The sequence below is a fragment of the Mycobacterium lentiflavum genome (assembly GCF_022374895.2).
Classification (GTDB): Bacteria; Actinomycetota; Actinomycetes; order Mycobacteriales; family Mycobacteriaceae; genus Mycobacterium; species Mycobacterium lentiflavum.
Map to the genome: position 1 here is coordinate 4,323,213 of NZ_CP092423.2, position 12,045 is coordinate 4,335,257.

General features: G+C 67.2%; 7 protein-coding genes. 4 read left to right on the forward strand and 3 right to left on the reverse strand.

Features of this window, described 5'->3' with window-relative positions:
* The first annotated feature begins 37 nt into the window (after window positions 1-37).
* The gene (locus tag MJO58_RS20060) at window positions 38-2,053 is read left to right on the forward strand and encodes an ATP-dependent DNA helicase (RefSeq protein ID WP_239723361.1); all 2,016 of its coding nucleotides are present in this window, start codon (window positions 38-40) and stop codon (window positions 2,051-2,053) included.
* On the opposite strand, the gene glgP is transcribed toward MJO58_RS20060, so the two are convergent.
* Window positions 2,050-4,665, reverse strand: coding sequence for an alpha-glucan family phosphorylase (glgP, locus tag MJO58_RS20065; RefSeq protein ID WP_239720738.1), 2,616 nt, complete (start codon window positions 4,663-4,665; stop codon window positions 2,050-2,052). The genes MJO58_RS20060 and glgP overlap by 4 nt on opposite strands.
* Window positions 4,666-4,899: 234 nt before the next feature.
* Here glgP and MJO58_RS20070 point away from each other — a divergent pair, with 234 nt between their 5' ends.
* Both MJO58_RS20070 and glgB read left to right on the forward strand, forming a co-directional pair.
* Window positions 4,900-6,990 carry an alpha-1,4-glucan--maltose-1-phosphate maltosyltransferase gene (locus MJO58_RS20070; protein ID WP_217493141.1) on the forward strand — a complete coding sequence of 697 codons (2,091 nt, stop codon included), beginning with the start codon at window positions 4,900-4,902 and terminating at the stop codon, window positions 6,988-6,990.
* A 24-nt stretch (window positions 6,991-7,014) separates the two neighbouring features.
* Window positions 7,015-9,210 carry a 1,4-alpha-glucan branching protein GlgB gene (gene glgB / locus MJO58_RS20075; RefSeq protein ID WP_239720739.1) on the forward strand — a complete coding sequence of 732 codons (2,196 nt, stop codon included), beginning with the start codon at window positions 7,015-7,017 and terminating at the stop codon, window positions 9,208-9,210.
* Here glgB and MJO58_RS20080 read toward each other — a convergent pair whose 3' ends face one another.
* Complete coding sequence (locus MJO58_RS20080; protein WP_239720740.1) at window positions 9,211-10,125, reverse strand: tetratricopeptide repeat protein; 915 nt, start codon at window positions 10,123-10,125, stop codon at window positions 9,211-9,213. It lies immediately after the preceding gene.
* Between the two features lie 179 nt (window positions 10,126-10,304).
* Complete coding sequence (locus MJO58_RS20085; protein WP_090605084.1) at window positions 10,305-11,486, reverse strand: acetyl-CoA C-acetyltransferase; 1,182 nt, start codon at window positions 11,484-11,486, stop codon at window positions 10,305-10,307.
* Between the two features lie 78 nt (window positions 11,487-11,564).
* Here MJO58_RS20085 and mce point away from each other — a divergent pair, with 78 nt between their 5' ends.
* Complete coding sequence (mce, locus tag MJO58_RS20090; RefSeq protein ID WP_090605087.1) at window positions 11,565-12,032, forward strand: methylmalonyl-CoA epimerase; 468 nt, start codon at window positions 11,565-11,567, stop codon at window positions 12,030-12,032.
* The last annotated feature ends 13 nt before the right edge of the window (window positions 12,033-12,045 follow it).

The following is a 12,045-nucleotide window of genomic DNA, read 5'->3' on the forward strand; positions in this document are numbered from 1 at the left end:
GTCGAGCTAGCCGAATCCGCGGGCAACCAAGGGAGTTATCACGCCGGACCTCTCCGTGCCCGAGCTGCTGGCCATCGCCGTGGCCGCACTCGGCGGCAGCGACCGCAGCGGCCAGCTGGAGATGGCCGTTGCGGTCGCGCGCGCATTCGAAACCGGTGAGCACCTGGCCGTGCAGGCGGGCACCGGGACCGGCAAGTCGCTGGCGTACTTGATTCCGGCGATAGTGCGCGCGATCGCCGACGAGGAACCGGTCGTGGTGTCGACGGCCACGATCGCCCTGCAGCGCCAACTTGTCGACCGCGACCTGCCGCGGCTGGCCGAGTCGCTTGCCGACGCGCTGCCGCATCCGCCGCAATTCGCGCTGCTCAAGGGACGGCGAAATTATCTGTGCCTGAACAAAATTCACAACGACTCCACCGAAGAACCCGACGGCGAAGAGGGTCGGCCGCAGGAGGAGCTGTTCAATCCGATGGCGGCCAGTGCCCTGGGCCGCGACGTTCAGCGGCTCACCGCCTGGGCCTCGACGACGGATTCTGGTGACCGCGACGACCTCAAACCCGGTGTGCCGGAACGATCCTGGTCGCAGGTCAGCGTCTCGGCGCGCGAATGCCTCGGGGTGGCTCGTTGCCCGTTCGGCTCGGAGTGCTTCTCCGAACGTGCCCGCGCGCGCGCCGGTGTGGCCGACGTCGTAGTCACCAATCACGCCCTGCTGGCCATCGACGCGGTCTCGGAATCGACAGTGCTGCCCGAACATTCGCTGCTGGTGGTCGACGAGGCGCACGAGTTGGTCGACCGGGTGACGTCGGTGGCGACCGCGGAGTTGACGTCCGCCGCCCTCGGGGTCGCCGCGCGGCGGATCACCCGATTGGTGAACCCGGAACTGGTCGGACGCCTGGAGGCGACAACCGCGACCTTCGCCGCGGCGATCCACGACGCCATGCCGGGGCGCATCGATCACCTCGACGACGAGCTGGCGACATACCTGCGGGCACTGCGCGACGTGGCCAGCGCGGCACGCGCCGACATCGACACCACCAGCGACGCCAAGGCGGCCGCTGCGCGCGCCGAAGCCGTTGCGGCACTGAGCGAGATCTCCGATACCGTGTCGCGGATCCTGACGGCGTTCGGGCCCGCGATCCCCGATCGCACCGAGGTGGTGTGGCTGGATCACGAGGACAACCGCGGCTCGACGCGCCCCGTGCTGCGGGTGGCACCGCTGACGGTGGCCGGCTTGCTGCGCAACCATGTGTTCTCGCGGTCGACGACCGTGCTGACCTCCGCGACGCTGACGATCGGCGGATCCTTCGATGCGATGGCCTCGGCGTGGGGCCTCACAGGAACCGAGACCGGACCCGACGACGCGACGGACCGCCTGCCCTGGCGGGGCCTCGACGTCGGATCGCCTTTCGAGCACGCGAAGGCCGGAATCCTTTACGTGGCAAAACATCTGCCGCCGCCCGGCCGCGACGGCACCGGCTCGGCCGAGCAGCTGAACGAGATCGCCGAACTGATCACCGCGGCCGGCGGTCGCACCCTGGGCCTGTTTTCGTCGATGCGCGCCGCCCGGGCCGCCGCCGATGCCATGCGCGAACGGCTGTCCACGCCGGTGTTGTGCCAGGGCGACGACAGCACCTCGGCGTTGGTCGAGCAATTCAGTGCCGACCCGGAGACCTCGCTGTTCGGCACGCTGTCGCTATGGCAGGGCGTCGACGTGCCCGGGCCGTCGCTGTCGCTGGTGCTGATCGACCGCATCCCCTTCCCGCGTCCCGACGACCCGCTGCTGGGAGCGCGGCAGCGCGCGGTGGCCGCTCGCGGCGGCAACGGATTCATGGCCGTCGCGGCCAATCATGCCGCGCTGCTGCTCGCGCAGGGCTCGGGACGGCTGCTGCGCCGCGACACCGACCGCGGAGTGGTGGCGGTGCTCGACTCGCGGATGGTCACCGCCGGCTACGGCGGCTACCTGCGGGCGTCGCTGCCGCCGTTTTGGCAGACCACCAACGCCGAGCAGGTCCGCGGCGCCTTGCAGCGCCTACGCGACGCGTCCGACACCTAACCGGCGAGCGCGACCAGGCCGAGCTCGTTACCGGCGGCGAGCATCGGGTGATACGGCAGCACCCGAACGGTGTATCCGACCGCTCCCGCCACCGGCAACGAGGTCGTCGTCGTGAAGACCTGGTTGCCGCCTTCGGCCGTTCCGGTGTAGGACATTTCGACGGTGACCGGGTCCAGCAGCGCATCGCCGGAATCGACCCGGCCCACCACCGCCTCCACGGTGACCTCGTCGGGCGCCAGACCGGCCAGCTGCACGGTCGCGGTCAGCGTCAGCTTCGAGCCGAGCACCGGAGTATCGGGCAGACCGGTGGAGTCGACGTCGGTGATCGCGACCTTCGGCCACGCCTGCACCGCGCGCCGCCGGTAGTCGGCCAGCTCACGTGCGGCGCCGAAAGCGCCCTCGCCGGTGTCGGCAACGGCCGTGCGCAGCGACTGCGCCGCCGGCGTGTAGTACTGCTCGACGTAGTCGCGCACCATCCGGGAAGCCAGCACCTTGGGCCCGAGCGTTTGCAAGGTGTGCCGGACCATTTCGATCCAGCGCGGCGGCACCCCGTGCTCATCGCGCTCGTAGAACTTCGGCGCCACTGCTTGTTCGAGCAGGCCGTACAGGGCGCTGGATTCCAGCTCGTCGCGGCGCTCCTCGTCGCTCACGCCGTCTGCCGACGGTATCTCCCAACCGTTTTCGCCGTCGTACCATTCGTCCCACCAGCCGTCGCGGATGGACAGGTTCAACCCGCCGTTGAGCGCGCTCTTCATTCCCGAAGTGCCGCAAGCCTCCAGAGGCCGCAGCGGGTTGTTCAGCCAGACGTCGCAGCCCCAGTACAGCAGCCGGGCCATGGACATGTCGTAGTCGGGCAGGAACGCGATGCGGTGGCGCACCTCGGGACGATCGGCGAAGCGCACGACCTGCTGAATCAGGGCCTTGCCCCCGTCGTCGGCCGGGTGTGACTTCCCGGCGACGATCAACTGGATCGGGCGATCCTCATTGAGCAGCAGGCGTTCGAGTCGGTCGGGGTCGCTCAGCATCAGCGTCAGCCGTTTGTACGTCGGCACCCGGCGAGCGAAGCCGACGGTGAGCACGTCTGGATCGAAAGCCTTTGTGATCCAACCCAATTCAGCATACGGCGCGCCGCGCTCCAACCACGAGCGGCGCAACCGGCGCCGGACGTCATCGACCAGCAGCGCACGCAGTTGGGAGCGGATCCACCACAGATGGCCGGCGTCGACTTCCCGCAGCCGCAACCACACACCCGGATCGCTGAATGCCGCGTCGTCCGGCCCGGCCAGCTCGCGGCCGAGCTGCAGCCATTGCGGCGCCGCCCACGTGCGGGCGTGCACGCCGTTGGTGATCGACCCGATCGGCACCTCGGCGCGGTCGAATCCCGGCCAGAGTTCGTTGAACATGCCCCGGCTGACGCGACCGTGCAGCAGCGAGACACCGTTGGCGCGTTGCGCGAGCCGCAGCCCCATGTGCGCCATGTTGAACTTGGTCTCATCGTCTTCGGCGCCGAGCGCGAGCACCCGATCGGTTGGCACGCCCGGCAGCAACGCGGGCGTCCGATCGCCGGCAGCCTCGTCGCAGTGGTCGTCGAAGTACAGCTGCACCATCTCGACCGGGAAGCGGTCGATACCCGCGGGCACCGGCGTGTGGGTGGTGAACACGGTGGCCGACCGCACCACCGTCAGGGCGGTGTCGAAGTCCAGCCCCTGATCGGCGATCAGCTCGCGAATGCGCTCCACGCCGAGGAACCCGGCGTGCCCCTCGTTCATGTGGAACACCTCGGGAGCGGGCAGGCCTTCGATCGCGGTGAACGCGCGAATCGCTCGCACGCCGCCGATCCCGGCCAGGATCTCCTGGCGCATCCGGTGTTCCTGGTCGCCGCCGTACAGCCGGTCGGTGACGCTGCGCAGGTCGTGCTCGTTCTCGGGGACGTCGGAATCCAGCAGCAGCAGCGGAACCCGGCCTACCTGTGCCACCCAGATCCGCGCGGAAAGGCGCGCCGAGTCGGGCAGCGCCAGTTCCACCAGCGCGGGATCCCCGGCGGCGTCGGTGAGTAGCCGCAGCGGAAGCCCGTGCGGATCCAGCGACGGGTAGGTCTCGTTCTGCCAGCCTTCCGCGCTCAGCGACTGCCGGAAGTACCCCGAGCGGTAGTACAGGCCGACGGCGATCAGCGGCACGCCAAGATCGGACGCGGACTTAAGGTGATCGCCGGCCAGGATGCCCAGGCCACCCGAGTAATTGGGCAGCACCTCGGCGACGCCGAACTCCATCGAGAAATACGCGATACCGGTCGGCATCGCGATGCCGGCCTCCTGCTGTTGCTGATACCACCGCGGGCGGCTCAGGTAGTCGTTCAAGTCGGCGGACAGCTCGTCGAGCCACCGCAAAAAGCCCTCGTCGAGCGCCAATTCGTCGAGACGGGCGGGGTTGACCGCGCCGAGCAGCGCTACCGGATCGCTGCCGCAGTTCGCCCACAGTGTCGGATCGATGCTTGCGAACAAGTCTTGCGTTGCCTTGTCCCAGGACCATCGCAGATTGATGGACAACTCTTCGAGTGCGGCGAGCCGCTCGGGCAGGTGGGCGCGGACCGTAAAGCGGCGGAGAGCTTTCACGCAAGACAACCTTACTAAGGATTGGCGGGCTCGCAGGGTCAGTCTTCGACGGTCCCCCACCGGTCGTGTGTGACCAGACACTAGGGTGGGTACGGGTAGTAATTGGGGCCGCAAAGACGCCTCCCCAGTACACGAACTTTCCCCACGAGACGATGTTTCTTCAGCCGGCAGGCATACCGCGCCGCAGCACAATCCGCGGTTGGCCCGCAAACAATCGGACGGAACGGAGTGGTGGTGCCCGGTCGCGTCGAGATCGATAACGTCGCACCCGTAGTTTCTTGCGGCGCATACCCCGCCAAAGCGGTGGTCGGAGAGACGGTCCCAGTCAGCGCCGCGGTGTGGCGAGAAGGCCACGACGCAGTCGCGGCCACCCTGGTAGTCCGCTACCTGGGGCCGCGCTACCCGCAGGTCACCGAGACGCGCCGGGTTACCGCGGTCCAGGCCCCCGAGAAGCCACTGCCTGCGTTGGATGCCGAGCCCCGCGAGCGGGTCAAGCCACTTCAGCTGCCGATGACGATGGGCCTCGAACCGTTCGTGTTTCATGGTCAGTTCACGCCCGACCGGGTCGGGCTGTGGACCTATCGCGTGGACGGCTGGGGTGACCCCATCCACACCTGGCGGCACGGTCTGCTGGCCAAGCTGGATGCCGGCCAGGGCGAGAAGGAACTGTCCAACGACCTGCTGGTGGGCGCCGGTTTGCTCGAGCGCGCCGCCACCGGAGTACCGCGCGCCGATCGTGAGCCGCTGCTGGCCGCCGCCGCGGCGTTGCGTGCCGCGGGAGACCCGGTGACACGCAGTGCGCTGGCGCTGGCGCCTGACATCGAGGAAATCCTCGACACCTATCCGCTGCGGGAGATCGTCACCCGCGGCGAGCAGTACGGCATCTGGGTGGACCGGCCGCTGGCCCGCTTCGGCTCCTGGTACGAGATGTTTCCGCGGTCGACCGGCGGCTGGGACGCCAACGGAAAGCCGGTGCACGGCACGTTCTCGACAGCTGCCGCGGACCTTCCGCGCATCGCCGAGATGGGCTTCGACGTCGTGTATCTGCCGCCGATCCATCCGATCGGCAAGGTACATCGCAAGGGGCGCAACAACTCCCCCACCGCCGCTCCCGGGGACGTGGGATCGCCGTGGGCGATCGGTAGCGACGAGGGCGGCCACGACGCGATTCACCCCGAGCTGGGCACGATCGAGGACTTCGACAATTTCGTCGCCGCGGCCCGCGATCTGGGCATGGAAGTCGCCCTGGACCTGGCGCTGCAGTGCGCCCCGGATCACCCGTGGGCGCGCGAACACCGGCAGTGGTTCACCGAGTTGCCGGACGGCACCATCGCGTACGCGGAGAACCCGCCGAAGAAGTACCAGGACATCTATCCGATCAACTTCGACAATGATCCCGCGGGGCTATACGACGAAGTGCTGCGGGTGGTTCGGCACTGGGTTGACCACGGCATCAAGTTCTTTCGGGTCGACAACCCGCACACCAAGCCGCCCAACTTCTGGGCCTGGCTGATCGGTCAGGTCAAAGACTCCGATCCCGACGTGCTGTTCCTATCCGAGGCCTTCACCCCGCCGGCCCGGCAGTACGGCCTGGCCAAGCTCGGCTTCACCCAGTCCTACAGCTACTTCACCTGGCGCACCGCCAAATGGGAGCTGACCGAATTCGGCAACGACATCGCCGCTCTCGCGGACTTCCGGCGGCCGAATCTGTTCGTGAACACTCCCGACATCCTGCACGCGATACTGCAGCACAACGGCCCGGGCATGTTCGCAATCCGCGCGGTGCTGGCCGCGACCATGAGTCCGGCCTGGGGCGTCTACTCCGGATACGAGCTGTTCGAGCACCGAGCGGTACGCGAGGGCAGCGAGGAGTACCTCGACTCGGAGAAATACGAACTGCGCCCCCGCGACTACGCGGCGGCGCGCGCAGAGGGCCGGTCGCTGGAACCATTTCTGAAGCAGCTCAACGCGATTCGCCGGGTCCATCCTGCGCTTGAGCAGCTGCGCACCATCTACTTCCACGGGGTGGACAACGACGCGTTGCTGGCCTACAGCAAGTTCGACCCGGCCACCGGCGACTGCGTGCTCGTGGTGGTGACGCTCAACGCGTTCGGGCCTGAAGAGGGCACGCTGTGGTTAGACATGGCGGCATTGGGTATGGAGCCCTATGAGCGGTTTTGGGTACGCGATGAGATAACCGGCCAGGAATTCCAGTGGGGGCAGTCCAATTACATTCGCATCGATCCCGGACAGGCGGTCGCCCACATCATCAATATGCCGATCATCCCGCAGGAGTCTCGAAACACGTTGCTGCGCAGGAGGTAAGAGGGCCCGAAAGGGGATACCAGCATGAGTCGAACCGAGAGCCGAACCGATAGAACGCACCTGGCGCCTGACCCGGGCGATTTGGCCCGGCTGGTGAGCGGCACCCACCACAACCCGCACGGCATCCTGGGCGCGCACGAGTACGGCGACCACACCGTGATCCGGGCCTTTCGCCCGCATGCGCAGCAAGTCGTCGCGCTGGTCGGTGCCGACGAGTTCGCCATGGAGCACCTCGAAGCCGGATTGTTCGCCGTCGCGTTGCCGTTCACGAACCTGATCGATTACCGGCTGAAGGTCGACTACGGTTCCGGCGCGCACGTCACCGCCGACCCTTACCGCTTCCTGCCCACGCTCGGCGAGGTCGACCTGCACCTGTTCTCCGAGGGCCGGCACGAGCGACTCTGGGAAGTTCTCGGTGCCCACCCCCGCTCCTTCACCACGGCCGACGGCGTCGTCGACGGTGTGTCGTTCGCGGTGTGGGCGCCTAACGCCAAGGGCATCAGCCTGATTGGGGAGTTCAACGGCTGGACCGGTACCGAGGCTCCGATGCGGGTGCTGGGCTCCACTGGGGTCTGGGAGCTGTTCTGGCCCGGGTTCGCGACGGACGGCCTGTACAAGTTCCGGGTGCACGGTGCCGACGGTGTGGTCACCGAACGGGCCGACCCGTTCGCCTTCGCCACCGAGGTGCCGCCACACACCGCGTCGCGGGTGACGACGAGCGAGTTCACCTGGACCGACGCGGACTGGATGACGCAACGCGCCCAGCGCAATCCGGTGTTCGAACCGATGAGCACCTACGAGGTGCATCTCGGCTCGTGGCGGCCCGGACTCAGCTACCGCCAACTCGCCACTGAGTTGACGGATTACGTTGTGGAGCATGGTTTTACCCACGTAGAACTGCTGCCGGTGGCCGAGCACCCCTTCGCCGGATCGTGGGGATATCAGGTGACGTCGTACTACGCGCCGACATCGCGATTCGGCACCCCCGACGATTTCCGGGCGCTCGTCGATGCCCTGCACCAGGCCGGCATCGGCGTGATCGTGGACTGGGTCCCGGCGCACTTCCCCAAGGACGCATGGGCGCTGGGCCGCTTCGACGGCACTCCCCTCTACGAGCACTCCGACCCCAAGCGCGGTGAGCAACTCGACTGGGGCACCTACGTTTTCGACTTCGGTCGCCGCGAGGTACGAAACTTCCTGGTCGCCAACGCGCTGTACTGGCTCGAGGAATACCACATCGACGGTCTGCGGGTGGACGCGGTGGCCTCGATGCTCTACCTCGACTACTCGCGGCCCGAGGGCGGCTGGACCCCCAACATCTACGGCGGGCGAGAAAATCTCGAAGCGGTGCAGTTCCTGCAGGAGATGAACGCCACTGCGCACAAGGCCGCGCCGGGGATCGTCACGATCGCCGAGGAGTCGACGTCGTGGCCGGGCGTGACGCGGCCGACCAACCTTGGCGGCCTGGGCTTTTCGATGAAGTGGAACATGGGCTGGATGCACGACACGCTCGACTACATCAGCCGCGACCCGATCCACCGCAGTTACCACCACCACGAGATGACCTTCTCGATGCTATATGCGTTCAGCGAGAACTACGTGCTGCCGCTCAGCCACGACGAGGTGGTGCACGGAAAGGGCACGCTGTGGGGCCGGATGCCGGGAAACAACCACGTCAAGGCCGCCGGGCTGCGCAGCCTGCTCGCCTACCAGTGGGCCCATCCCGGCAAGCAATTGTTGTTCATGGGCCAGGAATTCGGCCAGCGCGCCGAGTGGTCCGAGCAAAACGGTTTGGATTGGTGGCAGCTCGACGAGCAGGGATTCTCCAACGGTGTACTGCGTTTCGTGCGCGACATCAACGCCATTTACCGCGGCCGTCCGGCGCTGTGGAGTCGCGACACGACGCCGGATGGCTATTCCTGGATCGACGCCAACGATTCCGGCAACAACGTGTTGAGCTTCCTGCGCTACGGCAAGGACGGCTCGGTCATGGCGTGCGTGTTCAATTTCGCGGGCGCCGAACATAGCGGCTATCGACTCGGCCTGCCCAGCGCCGGTCGCTGGCGCGAGGTGCTCAACACCGACGCGACGGACTACCACGGTTCCGGCATCGGCAATCTCGGCGGTGTCGACGCCACCGAGGATCCCTGGCATGGTCGGCCGGCCTCGGCGCTGCTGGTGCTGCCGCCCACGTCGGCGCTGTGGCTGGAACCCGAGTAATCAGTAGAGCGCGTTGGCGAGGTTTCGACGACCGACGATGACCTCGGGGTCGGCGGGATCGAACAGCTCGAACAACTCGATCAGCCGGGTTCGGACCCGGGTGCGCTCATCGCCAGATGTGGTGCGCACCAACGCCGTCAAGCGCTGGAATGCCGCAGTCACGTCCTGATTGAGGATCTGCACATCCGCGGCCGCGAAGGCCGCGTCGATGTCATCCGGGGCGGCATCCGCGACGGTCACCGCGTCGGGACGCTGTGCGGTTGCGCGGGTGAGGAAGTCGATCTGACGGATCGCACCCTTGGCCTCGACACTGTCCGGATTGGTGTTCAGCAACGCCTCGTAGGACTGCTTGGCCGCCTCGAAGTCACCGGCCTCCAGCTGCTGGCGAGCCTGGGCCAAGGCCGGGTCGACCTCGGCGTCGTCCTCGGAACCGGTTGTGCCCTTCAGCTTTCCGGCCGTCGCAGACAGCAGTTGGTCCAGCCACCGGCGCAACTGATCGGCGGGCTGCGAACCTTGGAAGCTGGACAGCGGCTGGCCGGCCGCCAGGGCGACGACGGTCGGCACGGCTTCGACGCCGAAGATCTGAGCCACCCGTGGCGCCACGTCGACATTGACGGTCGCCAGCGCCCATTTGCCGCCGTCCTGGGCGACCAGACCGGACAGCGTGTCGACCAGCTCGACGCAGGCCTCGCTGCGCGGCGACCACAGGGCGACCACCACCGGCACTTCGTCCGAGCGGATCAGCACCTCGGCTTCGAAATTGGTCTCATTGACCTCGGTGGTCCCGGGCCCCGCCGGCGTCGGCCGACCCGCGGCACCAGCGGCAGAAGGGCTCTGCTGAGCACGTTGCTTTAGACCGGACAGGTCGACCGCACCAGCAAGGGCGGGCCCGATCGAGGATCTCGGACGCGTCACGCCGTCAAGTCTGTCATGCGCGCCGACCCCCGATCCACCCGGTCGCGTGCGGGCTCAAGCATGGGCAATTCCAGCCGAAAGTCGGCCCCACCGAGGTCCCGGGTCGGCTCATGAGAGCAACATCACAACGCGCACCGGACCCGAGTTTCCAGCAACGCTGACCGGTGGTCAGCGTTGGGTTAGCCAGCCCGCAGAATCAGTGCGTCGCCCTGGCCCCCGGCGCCGCACAGCGCCGCGACGCCATAACCCGAACCGCGCCGCGCCAATTCCAGGGCCACATGCAGCGTGATCCGGGCGCCTGACATCCCGATCGGATGTCCCACCGCGATCGCACCGCCGTTGACGTTGACGATCTCGGGGTCGATTCCCAGCTCGCGCGTGGAGGCCAGAGCTACCGCCGAGAACGCCTCGTTGATCTCGACCACATCGAGCTGGTCAGCCGTGATGCCCTCGCGGCCGAGTGCCTTCTTGATCGCATTGGCGGGCTGGGACTGCAGCGTCGAATCGGGCCCTGCCACGACTCCGTGAGCACCGATCTCCGCCAGCCACGACAGACCCATTTCCTGCGCCTTGTGCTTGCTCATCACCACGACCGCGGCGGCCCCGTCCGAGATCTGCGACGCCGAGCCGGCGGTGATGGTGCCGTCGCTGCGGAAGGCCGGTTTCAGGCCGGCCAACGACTCGACCGTAGTGTTTGCCCGAATGCCCTCGTCCTCGGTGAACTGCAACGGATCGCCTTTGCGCTGCGGGATGTTCACCGGCACCACTTCGTCGGTGAAGACGCCGTCCTTCCACGCCGCGGCCGCCTTTTGATGCGACCGCGCAGCGAACTCGTCCTGCTCGGCGCGGGTGAACTTGTCGACGTCGTTGCGCTGCTCGGTCAGCGCGCCCATCGGCTGGTCGGTGAACACGTCATGCAGGCCGTCGTAGGCCATGTGGTCGAGCACCGTCACGTCGCCGTACTTGTAGCCCGCACGGCTGTCCATCAGCAGGTGCGGGGCCTTGGTCATCGACTCCTGGCCACCAGCCACCACGACGTCGAACTCCCCGGCGCGAATCAACTGATCAGCCAGTGCAATGGCGTCGATACCGGACAGGCACATCTTGTTGATGCTCAGCGCCGGGACGTCCCAGCCGATGCCGGCAGCGACCGCGGCCTGGCGGGCGGGCATCTGGCCGGCGCCGGCCGTGAGCACCTGGCCCATGATCACGTACTGCACCGCCGAGGCGGGCACGTTGGCCTTCTCCAGCGCACCGGCGATCGCGATCGCACCCAAATCGCTGGCCGAGAAATCCTTCAGCGAACCCATCAACTTGCCGATCGGGGTCCGTGCTCCAGCAACGATCACCGATGTCGTCATAACAACCTCCTAGCGGCGCATGGACGGCCCCTTCGGCCTCCCGGAGAAGCGCAATCTTTGCCGCCAGGTTACCGTTATGTGATGACGACCGATCAAGTTGACGCCCGTCAGATCTTGGCTACCTCGCTGGTGACTGCGATCGATCACGTCGGCATCGCCGTCGCCGACCTCGATGCGGCCATCGCCTGGTACCACGACACCCTCGGCATGGTCTTGGTGCACGAGGAAGTCAACGATGACCAGGGAATCCGCGAAGCCATGATCGCCGTGCAGGACGGCGAACCCGGCACGGCGCAGATCCAGTTGATGGCCCCGATCGACGAGTCCTCGACGATCGCCAAGTTCCTGGACAAGCGCGGGCCGGGCATCCAGCAGATGGCGGTCCGAGTCAGCGATTTGGACGCTCTCTGCGAGCACCTGCGGTCGCAGGGTGTTCGGCTGGTCTACGAGGCCCCGCGTCGCGGCACAGCGAACTCGCGGATCAACTTCATCCACCCCAAGGACGCCGGCGGCGTGCTGATGGAGTTGGTCGAGCCGGCTTCCTAGCCGCTCCTAATTT

Coding starts and splice junctions, on each gene's coding strand:
- MJO58_RS20085 (WP_090605084.1), bottom strand. CDS start 11,486: ATGACGACATCGGTGATCGTTGCTGGAGCACGGACCCCGATCGGCAAG.
- glgB (WP_239720739.1), top strand. CDS start 7,015: ATGAGTCGAACCGAGAGCCGAACCGATAGAACGCACCTGGCGCCTGAC.